At 63.3% G+C, this 17,772-nt stretch carries 17 protein-coding genes and 1 tRNA gene; 1 reads left to right on the top strand and 17 read right to left on the bottom strand.

Annotated elements, in window-relative coordinates:
- The 9 genes from FHS31_RS11550 to FHS31_RS11510 form a co-directional block, all read right to left on the bottom strand.
- Window positions 1-249, bottom strand: a complete 249-nt coding sequence (locus FHS31_RS11550) for a DUF3489 domain-containing protein (RefSeq protein WP_167073629.1) — start codon at window positions 247-249, stop codon at window positions 1-3.
- 3 nt (window positions 250-252) lie between these two features.
- Window positions 253-1,317, bottom strand: coding sequence for a BsuBI/PstI family type II restriction endonuclease (locus FHS31_RS11545; protein WP_167073627.1), 1,065 nt, complete (start codon window positions 1,315-1,317; stop codon window positions 253-255).
- Entirely contained in the window at window positions 1,314-3,104 is a 1,791-nt protein-coding gene (locus FHS31_RS11540; protein ID WP_167073625.1) for an HsdM family class I SAM-dependent methyltransferase, read from the bottom strand. Before FHS31_RS11540 ends, FHS31_RS11545 begins: the two co-directional genes overlap by 4 nt.
- A complete protein-coding gene (locus tag FHS31_RS11535) occupies window positions 3,101-3,673 on the bottom strand; it encodes a recombinase family protein (protein WP_167073690.1) in 573 nt (190 codons plus the stop codon). The genes FHS31_RS11540 and FHS31_RS11535 overlap by 4 nt, the downstream gene beginning before the upstream one ends.
- A 293-nt stretch (window positions 3,674-3,966) precedes the next feature.
- Window positions 3,967-4,953, bottom strand: coding sequence for a hypothetical protein (locus FHS31_RS11530; RefSeq protein ID WP_167073623.1), 987 nt, complete (start codon window positions 4,951-4,953; stop codon window positions 3,967-3,969).
- Between the two features lie 8 nt (window positions 4,954-4,961).
- A complete protein-coding gene (locus FHS31_RS11525; protein WP_167073621.1) occupies window positions 4,962-5,246 on the bottom strand; it encodes a hypothetical protein in 285 nt (94 codons plus the stop codon).
- 1 nt (window position 5,247) lies between these two features.
- The gene (locus FHS31_RS11520) at window positions 5,248-6,321 is read right to left on the bottom strand and encodes a topoisomerase (protein WP_167073620.1); all 1,074 of its coding nucleotides are present in this window, start codon (window positions 6,319-6,321) and stop codon (window positions 5,248-5,250) included.
- A 60-nt stretch (window positions 6,322-6,381) separates the two neighbouring features.
- Window positions 6,382-7,533 carry an ImmA/IrrE family metallo-endopeptidase gene (locus tag FHS31_RS11515; protein ID WP_167073688.1) on the bottom strand — a complete coding sequence of 384 codons (1,152 nt, stop codon included), beginning with the start codon at window positions 7,531-7,533 and terminating at the stop codon, window positions 6,382-6,384.
- 8 nt (window positions 7,534-7,541) lie between these two features.
- Window positions 7,542-8,201, bottom strand: coding sequence for a hypothetical protein (locus FHS31_RS11510; protein ID WP_167073618.1), 660 nt, complete (start codon window positions 8,199-8,201; stop codon window positions 7,542-7,544).
- A gap of 460 nt (window positions 8,202-8,661) precedes the next feature.
- On the opposite strand from FHS31_RS11510, the gene FHS31_RS11505 reads away from it, so the two are divergent.
- Window positions 8,662-9,513 carry a hypothetical protein gene (locus FHS31_RS11505; protein WP_167073616.1) on the top strand — a complete coding sequence of 284 codons (852 nt, stop codon included), beginning with the start codon at window positions 8,662-8,664 and terminating at the stop codon, window positions 9,511-9,513.
- A 168-nt stretch (window positions 9,514-9,681) separates the two neighbouring features.
- On the opposite strand, the gene FHS31_RS11500 is transcribed toward FHS31_RS11505, so the two are convergent.
- The 8 genes from FHS31_RS11500 to pnp all read right to left on the bottom strand — a co-directional run bounded on the left by FHS31_RS11500 (window position 9,682) and on the right by pnp (window position 17,623).
- On the bottom strand, window positions 9,682-10,896 hold the full coding sequence (locus FHS31_RS11500; RefSeq protein ID WP_167073614.1) for a chymotrypsin family serine protease: 1,215 nt from the start codon (window positions 10,894-10,896) through the stop codon (window positions 9,682-9,684).
- A gap of 151 nt (window positions 10,897-11,047) precedes the next feature.
- Window positions 11,048-11,123: transfer RNA gene (locus tag FHS31_RS11495), tRNA-Phe, on the bottom strand.
- A 30-nt stretch (window positions 11,124-11,153) separates the two neighbouring features.
- Window positions 11,154-11,351: a DNA gyrase inhibitor YacG gene (locus tag FHS31_RS11490; RefSeq protein WP_167073613.1), complete on the bottom strand. Its 198-nt coding sequence runs from the start codon at window positions 11,349-11,351 to the stop codon at window positions 11,154-11,156.
- Entirely contained in the window at window positions 11,329-12,318 is a 990-nt protein-coding gene (locus FHS31_RS11485; protein WP_167073611.1) for a ribonuclease, read from the bottom strand. Before FHS31_RS11485 ends, FHS31_RS11490 begins: the two co-directional genes overlap by 23 nt.
- Before the next feature lie 106 nt (window positions 12,319-12,424).
- Window positions 12,425-13,009: a Maf family protein gene (locus FHS31_RS11480; protein ID WP_167073609.1), complete on the bottom strand. Its 585-nt coding sequence runs from the start codon at window positions 13,007-13,009 to the stop codon at window positions 12,425-12,427.
- Window positions 13,009-13,254 (bottom strand): translation initiation factor IF-1, encoded by a 246-nt coding sequence (infA, locus tag FHS31_RS11475; protein ID WP_026325702.1) that lies wholly within the window; start codon window positions 13,252-13,254, stop codon window positions 13,009-13,011. Before infA ends, FHS31_RS11480 begins: the two co-directional genes overlap by 1 nt.
- Before the next feature lie 571 nt (window positions 13,255-13,825).
- The gene (locus FHS31_RS11470) at window positions 13,826-14,617 is read right to left on the bottom strand and encodes a DUF1828 domain-containing protein (protein ID WP_167073607.1); all 792 of its coding nucleotides are present in this window, start codon (window positions 14,615-14,617) and stop codon (window positions 13,826-13,828) included.
- Between the two features lie 663 nt (window positions 14,618-15,280).
- Window positions 15,281-17,623 carry a polyribonucleotide nucleotidyltransferase gene (pnp, locus tag FHS31_RS11465; RefSeq protein ID WP_167073605.1) on the bottom strand — a complete coding sequence of 781 codons (2,343 nt, stop codon included), beginning with the start codon at window positions 17,621-17,623 and terminating at the stop codon, window positions 15,281-15,283.
- Window positions 17,624-17,772: the final 149 nt, after the last annotated feature.

Genomic DNA, 17,772 nt, shown 5'->3' with positions numbered 1-17,772 from the left:
CTATGCGCCGGGGCGCGGCTGCTCTGAGGCGGCGGCCTTGGTCTCCGGCCCCGCGGTGATCTGGTATCGCTTTTCCGCCGCGATCTGCTCCACGGAAATCTGCCATCCCCGCTTTCGCAGCGTGGCAAGCGCGGAATGAACGGTGTTTGCGCGCCATCCGGTCACATCGGTCATTTCACGAATCGTCGTGCCGCGCGCGCAGCTGAGGAGGCTCAAAAGCGCCGACTGCTTGGTGTCTCCACGCGCCATATATTACCCGCCCTCGATCTGCAGCGGCTTGCCGCTGAAGGCTATCAGGCTGTCCGGCTCGGACGCGAACCAAGCATAACTTCCCCAAGCGAGGCCGCTGACGGTCCTCCGGAACGGCTGCCCGGCACGGTCAAGATAGGCGGTGACGAAAGCCACGTGCTGCGGGGGAAAGCCCGCGCCCTCCGCGATCTGGAGGAGAGCTGCCTTGCGGGCATCGTTCACCGGCCCGTCGCTATGCACCACCTCGATGAAGACGAGCAGGGGGTGCGCGGGACCAAGATCCACGAGAACGATGTCGGGCAGGCTCTTGTCGGCCGGGATTGTCAGCCCGATGGCTTTTGCCAGTTCGTCGTCGCGGGCCACCACCTTGTTGCCGCTCTCACTCAAGGCAATGACGCCCGGCTTCTGCAGGAACTTCGGCGCGAAAACCTCGATTACCGCCTTCGAGATGTCGGCGCTCGGGCCGGTCGTCATGCGGCGCGTCTCGCCGTTGGGGAAGGTCACAAGTTCATATTCGCCGCCGCCGGCCGCGCCTTTGCGGACGATGGCAATGCGGGCGAGCGCGCCGGCGTTGAGGTGCTTGGCGCGCCAGGCGGCTGCCTTGGCGATGAACGTCGCCTCGTCCAGGTCCGGCGCCAACAGCTCGGCGAATTCAGCCTGCAGCGCATAGCGCCCGGCGGGCGATGTCGTGGAGAGGCCGGGCCGCTCGATGACGGCGCCATTCTGGATCAGCGCATAGCGAATCGTGTCGTCGCGGATCGATTCCCGCGTGTTTACGGCATACCAGCGGCCCGGCACGTCGGCTTTGCTCGGCCGAATCGAGGCCTTCGCCCATTCCAGCCGTGCATCGTCACTCGTCTGCTCGGCCTGCTCGGTCGTCATGCGCGTCACCTGGTCGGGTCTGATCCAGATCTCGGCACCCTCAACGGCACCGGCATAGAGCATGACGAAGATGGTCCGTGCCGATATCTCCCAAATGGAGTGATCGCGGTTCGCCGAGCCTTCGGGAAAGATGATAGGGAGGCGGGAGTGGATGTCCTGCCAGGTAGGAAGCAGCGGCAGGCTCATGCCTTGTCGATCCCGAAGAGGCGGCGCAGCGTCTTCTCGATGGCAGCGCGGCTTGCGCCGCTACTGACTTGGCGCTCGATCGCCGACATCGCGGACGCCGGGGGCAGGGGGATCGCCTCCAGCTCGAAAGCAGAAACCGCAACGCTGCCGCTGATGCAGCGAAACACCTGGTCGATGATGTCGCTATTAAGCACGGCCGCGACCGCTGCCGGCGAAACTTTCGGCGCGCCGTTCGCGCGCACCATGTTGAGGTGGTTTTCGACGATGACGCCGCCATGCGCCTCGATGAAATCCTGCGACAGCTCGGCCGCGATCAGACGGCGCAGCTGTTCCTTCGCCGTCGTGCGCTGCACGAGCACGCAGCTGCGATTGACGATGAGCCAGGCGTCGCCCTTTTCGGGCTTGAAGAAAGGGGCATGGTTCTTCTTGTCGGCCCGGAACACGAAGCGGCCGTCGGCCGTCACTGCCTCCGCCCATATCAGTGGGTGCAGGCCGCGGCCCGCTCTGGCACGCATCTGAGGCTTGAAGCGGTTCCACACGAGCGGCCCGGTCGAGACCTCATAACCCCAATCGGCCAGGCGATCAGATAGACCTTCGGCCGCAGCGATCAGCTTGACGTGGGCCGGCTCTCGCGGCGCAAGCCAGGGCGCGGTCGCGTCGGCGGGCAGACCCACCTTGCCGTTTTTGGTGAGCCGGGCCTGCTGCTCGTTGTCGACGTTGAGATAGTGAACCTGGAAGCGCGTGCGCTCGCCGCCCTTCTGGTAGAGGGCCAGGAGCGTTTCCTGCAGCACGTCCTCGAAGACACCCTTTCGGGCATGGACGAAGTCGATGGCGACGGGCGGGGCTTCCTCGGCCAGAAGCTTCCGGAGCGCCGAGTAATACTGGCCGCCGAGTACACTGGTCGGCGTGAGGTAGGCGATGACGCCGCCGGGGCGTGTCCACCGCAGCGCGATATCCGTGAAGACACCATAGAGATTGGCATGGCCGTAGAGGCTGCGCGCATAGCGGCTGCGCTGCGCTGCCGTCAGCTGTACCCGGCCATAGGGCGGATTGCCGACAACGAGGTCATAGACCGGATCGGGCGTTTCCTCGAGCGTGTCACACACCTTGACGAAGGTCGGCACGTCTCTGCCGCTGGCCAGGGCGAGGTCCGAAAGCATGATCTCAAGCGCCGCCTGCGAGAGGCCTGCAGCGTGGGGGTCCAGCTCCATGCCGGACAACCGGGTGCCGAGCTGGGCGAGAACGAAAGCCGGCTCGCTCCCGGCGAGGCCCGAGCGCATCCGCGCGGCGGCCTCGAGGAGGAAGGCGCCGCCGCCGCTCGCCGGATCGAGAATGCGCGCTGTCTTCCAGTCGACGCCGCCCTCGGCCGCGAGGTCGAGCAAGCGCTGGGTCAGCGCGGCCGGCGTATAGAAGGCGCCAAGAGAGCTGCGCTCCTTGCCGGGCAGCAGCGTCGTGTAGAGGCTCGTGAGGGCGTTGCAGCCCTCCATGATCGGGAGCGTGGCCGCGAGACGTCCCATGCTCTTCGCGAGCTGCTGCGCCGTATTGTCAAGCCTGCCCTTCACGGTCACGAAGGGCGGGCTCAACGTGAAGCCCGGAGCGGTTTCAGCGGCGAAAGTCTCGAGGGCTGCGCGCGCAAAGAGCGCGGCCTGGCCGGTGCGGCGGGTTTCCGGGATGGTCTCTGACCAGGCGCGCGCGACGAAACGGCCCCTGGATAATTCAATGCGGTTTGGCTCCAGATCCGGAGCCGGCATATGGCGCGTCTTTGTTTTCGATAGCGCCATATTCATGCGGCTTGCCCCTTCCCGGTGTGTTGTACGTCAAGCGCGCGGTAGAGCGTCGATCGGCCCACCTGCAGCGTGCGTGCGATATCGGCCGGCCGCTCCCCCGCCTCCAGTAGTGCGCGGGCGTGGCGCACCTGCTCGGCGTTCATCGCCTTCCTGCGGCCGATCCGGACGCCGCGCATCCGCGCAGCGGCGAGTCCGGCCTTGGTGCGCTCCGCGATCAGCGCACGCTCGAATTCGGCGAGGGAGCCCATGAGGTGAAACACGAGTCGGCCGCCGGCGGTCGTCGTGTCTATGTTTTCGGAAAGCGACTGGAAGCCGCAGCCCTTGTCGCCTAGCTCCTGGACGACGGCGATGAGGTGCGAGAGCGATCGGCCGAGTCGGTCGAGCTTCCACACTACAAGCACGTCGTCAGCGCCACATTGCGCTAGCGCCTCGTCGAGGCCGGGCCGCTTCGTCGACGCGCCGGAAATCTGGTCCTCGAATATTTTCCCGCAGCCGGCGAGCCGAAGGGCGCGCCGCTGCAGATCCAGGTTTTGATCGTCGGTCGAGACGCGCGCGTAGCCCATTTTCATGGTGAGATTCTGGGACAGAGTTTCGGGACTCGCAAGCATTTGATTTCGTTTAGCCTCGAAATTGTCCCGCAAACGGTCCTTTTCGGGAATCGTGTGCAAACCCAGCCAATCAGACCAGCAGGACATAACAGGAACATCCGATGTTACCAGAAGCTTTTGAGCGACGGTCCAGATTGACAGGGGTCCATCAAAAACCCCCGCTTTCGCTCGCTCCGGTAGCGATGGCATTGAATGCGAATGACGGTGCCGACAGCACAGCAGGATGTGCGAGCCTCTACGAGCCCTAGAGGCGTTCAGCTCCATTCCGTCTTAGGAGAGAGGGATAGCGAGCGCTTCGCTTCAAGATCGTCGAGAAAATCCGTCCAGAGGTCTCGACCCATGCGCCGCGAGGCGTACGCAGCTGCCATCGCGCCGAATCCGCTGAGTACCGACGCGAGATCGTCGACAAACGTGATGAGCAGACTGGGCACCGAGCGACCGTAAGCGAGATAAATCGCATCGCGGTAGTTGGCCTTACCGCGATAGCGCGACGCCTCATGCAAAAAGGCGATCCCGCGACGAGCGAAGGCGGCGTCTCGAAAGCCGCGCGCGGCTGCGGTGCGGAAGCTCTCCGTTCCGAGCGCTTTGAAATCCTTGGTCTCGCGTACCCGCTCTTGAATGTTCCACTGCTCCCACTTCGCGGTGCCGGCGAGATATTCCGCGTGGCAGCCCCAAGCCTGTTCGGCGCTGGTGGGCACGATGGTAAGTGAGTGCTTGCCGCGGGCGCGGACGGGTGCGAGCTCCTGCTCCACGACCGCCGTCGTCAAGGCCGACAGTCGGTCCCCGAACGGCGCAAGCGCCAATCCCGTCGCTGCGAACTGCCGGTCCCACTGCTGTGCGGTCGCGGCATGTGTGTCGGGGAAAGCGCCGTCACCGGCTGCAATCATCGCCGAGGCGGCACCATACACGCCGTAATACCAGGCCATGATGGCGATGCGGGCGACGTCGGCTTTGTTCTCGACGACCGCCAGCGCGCGCAGGCTGGCAAGCTGGTGGAGCGCGAAAAGCAGCTGCTCGCACACGCTGTTGAGTTCTCGGTCAGTCAAGTTTCGGCGTTGGACATTAGCGTAAGCTGTATGCGCCTGGCGGAAGTTGAGACCGAGATCATCGACCAGCAAAGCGAGCGCCCGCATCCAGTTGATCGTGGACGGAAGCGCAAAGCGCGCATCCGGCACGTCTTGCGGCGTTTCGGCAAGCGTGCCCTGTTCGCGCATGCGGGTGTAGAGCGAGAAGTCAGGCACGGCGCTGCTTAGCCTATCGGCCAGGACGCGAGGAGATTGCCGAGCGCGCCAAGCCCGACTGCGGCGGCGGTGGAGAGAGCCGCCTTGCGGTTCAATGCGCTGGAAGCCTGGCTTGCTTCCAGAAAGCCGGCGATCCAGCCGAGCGTCCCAATCTCGGGGATGACGGGTTCGGTCCCGCAGTCCTTTGCCCAGCTTGGCACCGGGTCGATGCGGCTGGTGCGGTACCAGTACCATGCGCTCAGCAAGCCCAGTGCGCTTGACGCCAGTGCGAGGATCAGAGCGGCGATCTTCATGTCAAGGGCCGAAGAAGCTGGAGAGGAGATGGAAATTAAGCTGGGTGTTTACCTCCTTGGGACTGAGGCATTCCTCTACGTCGGCGAACACCCCGCCCATGTCCGCCAGGTCGGCGTCGGTGTAGATCAGCGCGAAGATGCCATGCTTCTTGTAGTATTGCTTGTGCTTCTTCATCTCTTTGTCGAAGTTGGCGCTCGCTTCGGCGTTGATCTCCTTCTGCGTCTTTCCTTTGGTGCCGGTCAGCTCCCCATGGCTTGACCAGGGTGACAGCTCGAAGCCCGTCTTCTGCATCGTGACAGGGTCGATAACGGTGAAGTCGAGTCGGTACTTGTGCTTGGTTTCGCGGCCCTCGTAGCGAAGTTCAGGGATCAGCAGCGGCACGGCGAGAGGGTTAGGCGCCGCGCGAACATAGGCGCTGTATTGTTCCGCCAGCTCGATCTGGTACTTAGACTTGCTGTGCCGGACGAGCACGTTCTCGAAAAAGTCGAGATAGGCGTCGACATCCGCGAACGGCATCCGCTTGTTCTTGCCGGGGATCACGAATCCCGTTTCGAGCACGTGGCCGATCGTCCAGTAGCCTGGCTTAAAGTGCCTGATCTCGCTTCTGTCGTTCTGCCAGTCGCCTTTGGCGAAGCGCGGCGTCACCAGCAGCCCATAGTCAGCGCTGTTCTGTCCAATCCAAATCGCTGCCTCTTCCTCACTCGGCCGGCGCTTAGAATATTCGTCATAGTGCTTGAGGTAAGATCGTTCTAGAAAGAGCATCATATACTGCTGCGCGGCTTTCGAGCCGGCGAACAGATCGTACATATCATCGAAGCTGGTGCGCCAGCCGGTTGTGCTCAGCGACCCCTTAAACCCGTCGAGATAGAGGCTGGCGTAATGTTCCGCCGAGGTGATCACCTCGTTCTTGAGGTCGATGAACTCGTCCGCCTTGCCGCCGATCTTCGCATTGAGCGACGCCTCGCTATCGAGGCCCGTCTCCTTGAGTACGGTCGGCAGCAGGGCGCGCAACTGCACCTTCATTGTCTCGATCCGCTTGTTGCGCGCGGTTTTGTTAGGATCCCGCTTAGCCATGTTGGACCCTTGCGGCGCGGCTGATCTGGGGCGTCGCCTTAGAGGAAATGAAACCGGTGGTCATGATTGAGGTCTCATGGTGCCGGTCGTAGGGAATGACACGACATTTTCGGGGAGGTGCGGTATTCGCTGGCCGGTTAGACGGGTGAAAAGCTCAGGTGCCATGCCGAGATCAGACAGTAGGCGATGGAGACCGATCCCTTCTCGCTTCATAAGCCACGCGATGGCTGAATTCAGCAGTTCTGGCTCTTCAATGGCAATGTGATCATCATACCGTTCCGTCTTCGCCTGCCCGGTCTTCACCAGCTGGATATTGGCCGTTCGGTATTGTGCAGCATCGATCAGTCCCAAATCGAACGCACGTCGGGCGATCGCGCGAACTGAAACTTTCCAGCGCAGCTTCATCGCGAACAAAGCATTCCAGTCGAGCATTCGCCGTGTCCGCGGGAACTCCCGGGCGAAGGCGATGCGCGGGATCAGAAATGCCCCAGCGAAGCGGTGGGCTTCTCCTTCAGTGACGCTGTCGCCCGTGATCACCCCCTGATGCATAACTAGATGTGCAGCCTCATGGGCAAGATCAAAGCGTAGTCGGGCACCTGCGGCCTTCGCAGTCGATCGAACCACGATCGGCCGGCGCCGGGCCATCGACAACGCGTCAATGCGGTCTGTGAGATCGTCGAACTGAACGACGACTGCGCCTGCATTCTCCAAGACGCGCGTCATGTTAGTGATCGGGCCGTCCAGACCGAGTCCCCAATGCAGTCGGGCGTCTTCGGCAACACGCTCGATCGCATCCGATCCTTCCGGGCGCGCAAACTCCGGAAAATTCACATCCGGCAACCGCACAAGCGCTTCAAGCCCGTTCACCAACGCTTCTACCGCTGTCCCCCGCGCCACAGCCTGCGCGACCAACCCCCGTGGGGCGCTCGCCAACCGACGAAAATGGCAGTCTTCTTCACGCACGGGATTGACGGCCGGCGTCGAAAAGAATGCAGGAGTGACTGTCAGTGCCGCGGCTAACGCGTCCCGCATCTCGTCAGTCGGGTCTTTTGCACCGGTTTCAAGCTGATGAACGAACTGCCGGCTTGTTGCCACCGACCCGCCCAACTCGTCGAGCGAAAGGCCAGCGAGCAGACGAGCGAGTCGCAGCTTGTCGCCATGAAACGCCCGTGCACCATCGACCGGATCGCCCCCCGGTATGTTGCCCTTCATTGCCACGGTTAAGCTCCGTCGGGGCCGGACCCAGTTCCAGTGTCGCGATCGATCTCGTCGTCCCCGATATCGCCAACGGGCGGCGGCGGCAGATCCCGTCCTTCAGGCCGCTCTTCACCCAGGGATACGATCAGCGGCTCAGCTTCGGCAAGCGGCAGCGGCCACACAGTTTCCGGCTGATCGTTGCGGAGGGCGACGAAGCTCGCACCCAAGAGAGCACCGTCGATGTCGGTGGTGACGCCAATGCGGAATAGTACGCCGGCCGTCGGCACGCCAGGCTCAAGATCAAGCAGCAGCTGTTCGCGGGGGGTGGCAATGACGATCTTCGCAGTAGGCTCAGCCGGATCGCCCCGCCAGAATCGCATGGGAACCCCACCAACGCTGAACTGAAAATGCTTGCCGGGATCGATTACCCCTAGCCACTCGAACCCCGGTGTCCCCGCCGCTTGGCTGATCTGGAAGCAACCATAATTGTAAGCGCAGACACCCAGGGTCCAGTTATCGTCCCCAATCGTCGGATCAAACCGGTCGACCGCGCTACCGCGCCCCAACGCGAGCAGCTGACCGACTTTAACAAGCCGCTCTCCAGTGAGTTCTTGATGGTAATCCCAAGGTCGCATCGCACTGTCCTCCACCCGCCGGATCAGGCGAATAGCGTCTTTTGTCAACTGTGGCCGAAATTGTCAACCGTTGGCGCTGACGGTACTTTGTGCCATAATTTCGCTGCGGATTTCTGGGCTGGAATGGGTGGCAAGGAGCCGATAGCAGTCAATAGATGGTTTGTGGAAGCCGCGCCGAATTGCCCATTAATATCAACAGGGTAGCTTTATGACGGCCCCCGGGGCGGTAATCGCTAGACAGAAAAATATTTTCTCGTGTTAATTCAATTGATTAGCACTGGCGCGAACAATCGAGTGGGAGTGAGGGGTATGAAAGGCCGCATGACATAGTTTCGGCGGTGATTTCCGCTATCGCTTAGTTGCCGCCCGCGTCCGTCTTTCATCCCCATCATTCTGATTTCCACGATCCTGTCTCGCAGGGCCGATCTGCGCGCATTCTCGGGCTGATGTGCGCCCATGGATCAGTCAGCTATTGCAAGCGTCGTTTGGCTGTGTAGCCAACGTCAGCATGGGGGAATTGCTTGAAATCGTGTCTGGTCCCGTTGCCGCGGCTGATCCCAGTCATGAGCCCGAGCGCGAGGATCAAAGCGTGGAAATCCACAAGCCGAAAGCAGCGCACACCTTGCGCGAGTTCCTGATCGAGATCGGAACGATCATCTGCGGCATCCTGATTGCGCTGGCGCTCGAGCAGGCGGTGGAATGGACACACGGGCAGGAGCGGCTGCATCAGGTCCAAGAGCAATTACACGCCGAAATCTCTGCCAATGTGCAAAGTGCTTCGCTTTGGCTGGCGTTGGCACCGTGCCTTGACCAACAGCTTTTCGATATCGAGACGGGGCTGTTGGCCGCGCGGGAAAGCGGCCGTTACGCCGGTGCCAACCGCTTCTCGCCGAAGCTGATTAGGTTCCAGTCGGAAGCCTGGCTGAACGCGCGCGCGATGCAGATTTTCGATCGGCTTCCCGCGGCGGACGCTAAGGCTCTGGGGAGCTTTTATTTCTTCCCCATCGAAATGCAGAGCAGTATGGTCACGCTCCATTCCCAGGCCGGCGAGCTGGAACTGCTTTCGCGACCGCTTGAACATCTGACCCCGGCAGAAACGGACGACCTTCTGGCTAAGCTTGGACGCGCAAAAGAGCTTTACGCTCGAATGAACTACGCCAGCTTATTGCTCATCGGGAGCGGGCGTGAACTAAACGCACGACCGCCCAACGAGTACAGCCGAACCCAGCTTCTGTCGGGCTTAAAACCGAGCGATAGACGCTGCGTTCTCGAGCCCATGCGGGTCTGGGGGATCGTCAACGCCGCGCGCGACGAGGCCGAAGTTTGGTCCGCCCTCCGCCTTCACTACAACACGCAGTGAGTGACTTATCGGGTCAGACACGCTGATTTGCACTGGCTTGCTGCCAATTCGGTGGCGAGCGAAAGCCGATAATTGCCTGTGGACGCCTGCGGAAGGCGCAGAGTTGTTCAACGACACGGCACGTAGTTTGCTGACAGATCCTGATCCGGTAGCATCTGAGCGGGGTTATTAGCGGTGTGCCACCGTCCATCCCGGCGGCAGATAGTCGGTCGACATATAATAATAGAGTTTGCAGACGCCGTCAGTCACGCTGTCGGCCTTAACGAGGCCGAAGGCGACCGTGCCCAGGAACACCGGGCCGCCGCTGTCGCCATTTTTGCAGCTCGGCCCCTTCACCGCGACCCAGGTGGCCATGCACGGCCCGGCGCAGAGATCGCCCGGCGGCGCATAATCGACATAGGCGATCTCGGCGCAGCTGTAGCCGGTTTTCTCGCCGCGATGGCAGACGATATCGCCCGCGCGCGTACTCTCGCGGTTGCGCCAGCCCGTCACGAGGCGGGCGCTGTCCTTGCTGTCCGCGTGGAACAAAGGTTCGAGCGCGGCGGGCGCGCTATGGATCTGGACATCCTGATAGCGTTCGCCCCACGCACCGATCAGCGTCAGCGGCACCTCGCTCTTGTCAGCTTCGATGTACGCGAGGGTATCGGGGCAGTGGGCGGCAGTGGTGATCGCGGTCTGGGTGCCGTTGGTGACGACGAATCCCGAGGTGCAGAGGAAATGCTTGCCCTCGCGGTTGCGCGCAATGATCCGGCCGCCGCCCTCCGCCGCCGTGTTGCGGTCGGCGGCGCTCCAATAATGCAGCTCCAGCGGCACGCCCGCGATCGCCTGCAGCCGCTGCGCGGTCGCGGCCTCACCCTCCTTGTCGAGATCGGACTTGCGCAGCATCACCAGCAGCCGCCCGGTGCGCGGATTGAAGGCGAGGCCCATCGGCCGGGGCAGGGCCGCGCGAATCTCGGCCTGGTGCGCCGCGATTACGGTGAGAATCTGGTCGCGCGTCGCGGGCGCGCCGGTGCGGAAGACGATGGGGATGGTCAGGCCGCCGGCGGTTATCACCGTATCGGGAACGGGTTCGTCGCCGGTCAGCAGCATGACGAAGCGGAAGACGGGGACATGCTCCAGCACCAGCCCCGCGAAGCGCGGCTGATAGCGGCGGATCAGCGCGTCGGTCTGCGGCACGCTCGCCTCCTGCGCGACGAGCCGGCGCACGGCCTCGATCAGCGGGATGGGGTAGAGGCGCGCATATTGGATGCCGTCCTGCACCAGCGCCTCAAGCGGTGTTTCGATCAACGGCTGTTGGCGGGCGATGACGATGGTGGGGTCTTGCGCAGCCGTCGCAGCCTGCGCGGCGGCAAGCTGAGCGGCGAGAAGCGCGATGCCTAACACGGGCTCGCCGACGCCGAGAGCGAGACGGTAAAACGGCGAACAGGCGCATCATCGAACCCCTCAGGGTTCGCAAGCGCGAACGCGCGCCCGAGCCTATGCGAGGAAAGACAAGCGAGCGAATGCTTGCGCCGGCGCTTGAGGCAAACAAAGATGGTGCCCGGGGACGGGATCGAACCGCCGACACCGTGATTTTCAGTCACGTGCTCTACCAACTGAGCTACCCGGGCATAAGCTCGGCCACGGGCCGAGAGCGGGGCCTATAGGGAGGGATCGTCCGACCTGTCCAGCCCTTGCAGCGATTCGGGATCGACCGGCGGGCCGGGGAGGCGGTGTCCGTCAGAAAGCCACTGCAGCAGATCGCGATCCTTGCAGCCCTGGCTGCAGAATGGCGCGTGCGGGGCGGCGGCGGGCTTGCCGCAGGTGGGGCAGGCGTTAGCTTTGGAGGCGCTGGGCATGTCCGGCCGATATGGGGCGACCGGCCTCGGCTCGCAACCGGGCGATGGTGCCGGTGCGGCGGGCGAGTTCGTCCAGCCAGGTGGGCTGCGCGGCCAGGCGATCGATCACTGCCGGCGCGGCGATCAGCTCCAGCGCGCCATGCCCCTGCGCGCGTCCGGCGCGGCGGAGCAAGGCGCGGGCGGCGAAGCCGATGCGATCGGCGGCGATCAGTTCCATCAGCGAAGGCCGCTGGCGGCGCCGGATGATCTGCAGGAAGCCGAAGCCGTTGACTGCGGTCCGCTCGAACGGCTGCGGCAGGAGCGCATCGATCGCTTCGGCGGCGGCGAGGCGATCGGCGCGGTTCGGCGTGGTCGGCAGATCCACGCCGATCGATCCGGTGAGGCCGAAGCGGCGGATCGTCTCGCCCGCCAGTTTGGCCCCGGCGATGGCGAGCGCGGCGGGTGCGCCGCCGCCGTCGACGTCGATCAGGGTCATGGCGGGGGTGAGGCTGATGTGGAGCATTGCATCCGGTCGCGCGATGAGGCCGCTCTCCGCCTCTTCCAACGCCTCGGACCAGCCATGCTGTTCGAGGAGATCAGGCCCATTGCCCAGGCGATCAACGGGCAGGCCGGAAGCCGTGATGCGCTCCAGCAGGTTTGGCCCGGCGCGCACCGCCGCCTCGGTCGGCCGCACCCGCAGCGGCTTGGCACGGTGCGCCTCGCCCAGCGCCTCGCGGATCACCTCGACGCGGAGCTTGGCGCCCTCGGTGAGGCCGGGCAGCAGATCCACAATCTCCACCTCGCCCTCGGCCAACCGTACTCGTCCGCGCTTGCTAGCATCGGCCTTGGCGATCAGCCGCGCTTCCAGCACCGCGCCGATGCGCGGGGAGGGGCTTTCGGGCTCGATATGAATTTCGAGGATGCGCCCCTGCTCGACCAGAGCCGCGCGCACCTCGCCGATGCCGGCCTCGAACAGCCAGCGCGCCATTAGCTTTTTTCGTCATGCCGGACGTGTTCCGGCATCCACTCCACCGCTCGCTCCGGAGCCTGCGGTTGGGTGGACCCCGGAACAAGTCCGGGGTGACGGACGGGAATCATAGCGCTACCCCCGCGGCGATCAGCAGTCCGCGCGTCTCATACAGCGGTAAACCAATCACGCCCGAGTGGCTGCCCGCCAGATAGCGTACGAAGCCCTCCGCCCGACCCTGGATCGCATAGCCGCCAGCCTTGCCCAGCCCCTCGCCGCACGCGACATAGGCGTCGATCTCGGCGGCGGAGAGTGGTTTGAAGGTGACGATCGTGTCGGCGATCCGCGTCCGCGCCTTGCCCGCTGCATCGATCACGCAGACCGCGGACAGGCAATGGTGGCGGCGCCCCGAAAGCAGGCCGAGCAATTTGCGCTGGATGGCCTCGTCGTCGGCGGGCGGCAGAATGCGGCGGCCGAGCGCCACCGTCGTATCGCCGGCCAGCACGATCTCGCCCTCGCGGCGCTTCACCGCCTTAGCCTTCTCTACCGCCAGCCGCAGCGCATAGACACGCGGCAGCTCGCCGGCCTTGGGGCTTTCGTCGATCGCGGGCGCCTCGATCCGATCGGGCACGACACCCAGCCGCCCGAGCAGATCGCGGCGGCGTGGGGAGGAGGAGGCGAGGACGAGCGTCGGCCCGTCCGGGCGCGTCATTATTGCGGGCCGGGTCCGCCGCGGCCCGGCATGAAGCGATAGGTGATCCGGCCTTTGGTCAGATCATAAGGCGTCAGTTCGACCAGCACCTCATCGCCGACGAGCACGCGGATGCGATTCTTGCGCATCTTGCCCGCGGTGTGGCCGAGGATTTCGTGATCATTTTCCAGCCGGACGCGAAACATCGCGTTGGGCAAAAGCTCGACCACCTGGCCGCGCATTTCGAGCAGTTCTTCTTTGGCCAAACGGCGCCTCAGTTCTTTTGAGTGTCAGGAAAGTGGCGCCGCCCTTAGCCCTTGAAGGGCGAAAAGGGAAGCGGAGCCCCTGTGGAGGAGATGGGGAGCCGGGCGGCATTGCGCAACGCGGCCCCACAAGATGGGCTGCGGGCGTGCGCATTCGTGGCTTCACGCGAAAAGCTTTCCGACCGGCGCGTTCCGCCGCCTGCCCGGCGGGGATGGACCTTGCGATTTCGCTGCCTGATCCCGGAGATCGGGGGATGCCGCCCGCATGGATCGTAGGCGCGGCATCCAGCATGTTTGCACCGCAGCGCGAAGCCTGCGGCAACGGCGAAAGTTCTTGGCGGAGCGCTCGCTTTTCACCCGCATAGGGCAGGCTCCGCGCCGGTCGTTCTCCGACGCTTGCGCGCCGGAGTGGGCTTCGCTCGCAACTCGGCCGATGTCATTGAGCGACGGGTGACTTACCAAATAGGATTGTAAATGTCATGTGTTTTTGCGCTAGGCGCTTGCTGGAGGCTCAGCGGCATACGCGGCTTAGATCGAACTTGTCCCAGCTTAGGCTCGTGCGGATATACGATGCTCAGTGGACTGTCCCAAGCATCGAGCCAAGTGCTTCACGCTCGATGCGATTGATCGCAGTGATTTCATCGCCCCGATAGATGGGTAGTGCGGCAAGTCGGTTTGCTGCCCGGCGTCGGAGATCGTGGTTGATTACGTTCTCACGCTCTAAGAGAGAGATCACCTGCAAGGGCTCGCGAACCTCGTAGAGTGCCTGCATCTGCAGGAATATCGCGTCGTTAACGCGCTGTGCCGAGGATCCAAAAAAGACGGCAACCGGCACCCTTCCGGTAGCGCGAATGACCATGTCAGGAACCGTGTCTGACAAGTGATCGCTCACGGGCTTATCCTGCTCAACGAGAGCCTTTCCGTTCATTCGCTCAAGGATTCGCTGAGCCGCATCTTCTTTGAAAGTTGAGGCTACCTTGTCTTTGGTTAGAAGTAGGAAGTCGTTGATACGAAGCATAAAAGAAAGGAAGCGCATTGCTGCCCGAGGAAGGTCTGCCTCTGTCATCCAATCTGTATGAAGAAGCATCTCGTCTTCATCGAATTCGACTTGGTGTCCTGTGAGCAAGGCCTCAAAAGCTTCGGAGCGGGTTTCCGTGGCGAACTCTACGCCAGACGCTTCTAAGAATGAAATAGTGGCACCGTCGTCTTCAATACGAAATTGGTTTGGAGCGGATAGGTGTCGAACGATGTAGAATGCGACAGCATCGCCATCGTCGCGACGGAACGTAGTCGTGACAGCGTAGCCGACCGGAACATCCGTCAGCTTGAGATCACCACAGAATGCCGCGCAAAGCGCTTCTTTCACACCAACGTACCTTTTTCATCGATTCCGAAGAATCGCATGGCTTCGCGCCAAAGCCAAGTCGCTAGTCCTCCATCCATGTCTTTATAAAACTCGGCCCGGCGATGTCGCTCACGGGCCTTGGGTATACGCTTCACCCAAGGCCCGTGAACTAGCGACCCGGCCGGTGCGGTGTCGACGTCATTACGTTCGCCGCAGAGCGTGTGAGCGTGCCATCCGGTTTGATGGTCAGCATGAAACTCGTAACAGCACAAAACTATTAGGTCGCCGCCGGAACGCATTGCGAGATGTGCGCTGGCCTTCGTTTTGTCTTCGTTGAAGATAAGCCGGAGGACAAATTGCCTTCCCTCACAGCTAAATTCGGCGAACCTCCAACGCCATGCAGAACCAAGAGCATAGGCTCGCCGCCCCGCCTTAGAGAGCGGAAACTTTTTCTTTTGGAATTTGCCTGAGCCCCATTCTCCAATTGAGACGTCAGACTTTTCCCCCCGGATTACATCTTGCACCCGCATCGGCTTGTTTGTGCGTGAGTGTCTATTGACCGTCAATGGCGCATTGCCATCAACTTCATCACTCAGAATAAATTCGGGAAAATAATATAGGTGATTGGGGTAAGAAAAAGGGGGCCTCCGGGGCCCCCTTTTCCGTTCGCCTTGGAGTTACGAATTAATCGTCGCTACCCTTCAGGAAGGCTGGCGCGAATGCCGGCGCGGGGCCGTCGTCGTTGCCGCCTTGGCTGCGCTCGCGGCGCGGGCCGCGATCGCCGCCTTCACGGCGCGGGCCACGGTCGCCGCCGCCGCCTTCGCGACGGCGATCGCCGTCACGGCGGGGACCGCGATCGCCACGGTCGCCGCCATCGCGGCGCGGGCCGCGCTCGCTGCGCTCACCGCCTTCGCGGGGCGGGCGGGTGTCTTCCAGCTCGGCGCCGGTTTCCTGATCGACGACGCGCATCGACAGGCGGACCTTGCCGCGCGGATCGACCTCGAGCACCTTGACCTTGACTTCCTGGCCTTCGGTGACGACGTCGGTCGGCTTGTTGACGCGCTCGTTCTTCATTTCGGAGACGTGGACGAGGCCGTCCTTGCCGCCCATGAAGTTCACGAAGGCGCCGAAATCGACGATGTTGACGACCTTGCCGTCATAGATCTTGCCGACCTCGGGCTCCATCGTGATGCCTTCGATCCACTTGCGCGCCGCCGCGATCTTCTCGGGATCGCTCGACGAGATCTTGACGGTGCCGTCATCCTCGATGTCGACCTTGGCGCCGGTAGTGGCGACGATCTCGCGGATCACCTTGCCGCCGGTGCCGATCACTTCGCGGATCTTGTCCTTGGGCACCTGCATCGTCTCGATGCGCGGCGCGTGGGCGGAAAGCTCACCGACGCCGGTCAGCGCCTTGGCCATCTCGCCCAGGATGTGCGCGCGGCCTTCCTTGGCCTGCGCCAGCGCGACGCGCATGATCTCATCGGTGATGCCGGCGACCTTGATGTCCATCTGCATCGTGGTGATGCCTTCGGACGTGCCCGCCACCTTGAAATCCATGTCGCCGAGGTGATCCTCGTCGCCGAGGATGTCGGAGAGGATGGCGAACTCCTTGCCTTCCAGGATCAGGCCCATCGCGATGCCCGAGACCGGACGCTTCAAGGGCACGCCGGCGTCCATCATCGACAGCGAACCGCCGCACACCGTCGCCATCGACGAGGAGCCGTTGCTCTCGGTGATGTCGGAGAGGACGCGGATCGTGTAGGGGAATTCTTCCTTGCTCGGCAGCACCGGGTGCAGCGCGCGCCAGGCGAGCTTGCCGTGGCCCACTTCGCGGCGGCCCGGCGCGCCGAAGCGGCCGACCTCGCCCACCGAATAGGGCGGGAAGTTATAGTGGAGCATGAACCGCTCGTAGGAGAGGCCGGTCAGGCCATCGATCATCTGCTCCGCATCGGCGGTGCCGAGCGTGGTCGAGCAGATCGACTGGGTCTCGCCGCGCGTGAACAGGGCCGAGCCGTGCGCACGCGGCAGGAAATGCACCATCGCCTCGATCGGGCGGATCTGCGTGGTGGTGCGGCCGTCGATGCGCTGGCCGTCCTTGAGGATGGCGCCGCGGACGATCTCGGCCTCCAGCTTCTTCATCAGCTTGCCGGCGGCCATCTGATCCTGCGGCGCGGCATCGGCGAACGCCGCCTTGCCCTTGGCGCGGGCCTCGTTGAGCAGGTTGGAACGCTTGGACTTGTCGGTCACCTTGTAGGCGGCGGCGATGTCCTTGCCGATCAGCTTCTTGAGCTTGTCCTTGGCGGCGGTGAGATCGGCCTGCGCGGCCATTTCCCACGGATCCTTGGCGGCCTTTTCGGCCAGATCGATGATCGCGTTGACCGCCTCGCGGCAGGCCTTGTGCGCGAACTGGACGGCGCCGAGCATCACCTCTTCCGAAAGCTCCTTGGCTTCGGATTCGACCATCATCACGGCGTTGCCGGTGGCGGCGACGACCAGATCGAGATCGCTGGTCTTGATGACCTCGGCGCTGGGGTTGAGCACATATTCGCCATCGACATAGCCGACGCGCGCCGCACCGATCGGGCCCATGAAGGGCACGCCCGAGATGGTGAGCGCCGCCGAGGCGGCGACCATCGCGAGCATATCGGGCTCATTCTCGCCGTCATAGCTCAGCACCTGGGCGATGACGTTGATCTCGTTGTAGAAACCTTCGGGGAACAGCGGGCGGATCGGGCGATCGATGAGGCGGGAAACCAAGGTCTCCTTCTCGGTGGCGCCGCGCTCGCGCTTGAAGAAGCCTCCGGGAATGCGGCCGGCTGCCGAATATTTTTCCTGATAGTGGACGGTGAGGGGGAAGAAATCCTGGCCCTCCTTGACCGACCGCGCGGCGGTGACCGCGCAGAGCACGACCGTCTCGCCGAGGGTCGCCATCACGGCGCCGTCGGCCTGGCGGGCAACGCGGCCCGTTTCCAGCGTGAGGGTCTGGCCGCCCCACTGGATTTCCGTCTTCTTGATATCGAACATAGTATTTCCTTCACTCCCCGGGCCGGATGCCGCGGGGGGCCTATCTGCTGGCTAAGCCGGCCAGCGTCGGTGCGGGACTTTTCGCGTCCCTATGGACCTCGGCCGTATTGCCGGTGGTCCCTTACAAATCAGCGTCATGGCTGGACTTG

Source organism: Sphingomonas vulcanisoli (assembly GCF_011761305.1).
Classification (GTDB): Bacteria; Pseudomonadota; Alphaproteobacteria; order Sphingomonadales; family Sphingomonadaceae; genus Sphingomonas_I; species Sphingomonas_I vulcanisoli.
This window is presented reverse-complemented; position numbering and strand designations above follow the sequence as displayed.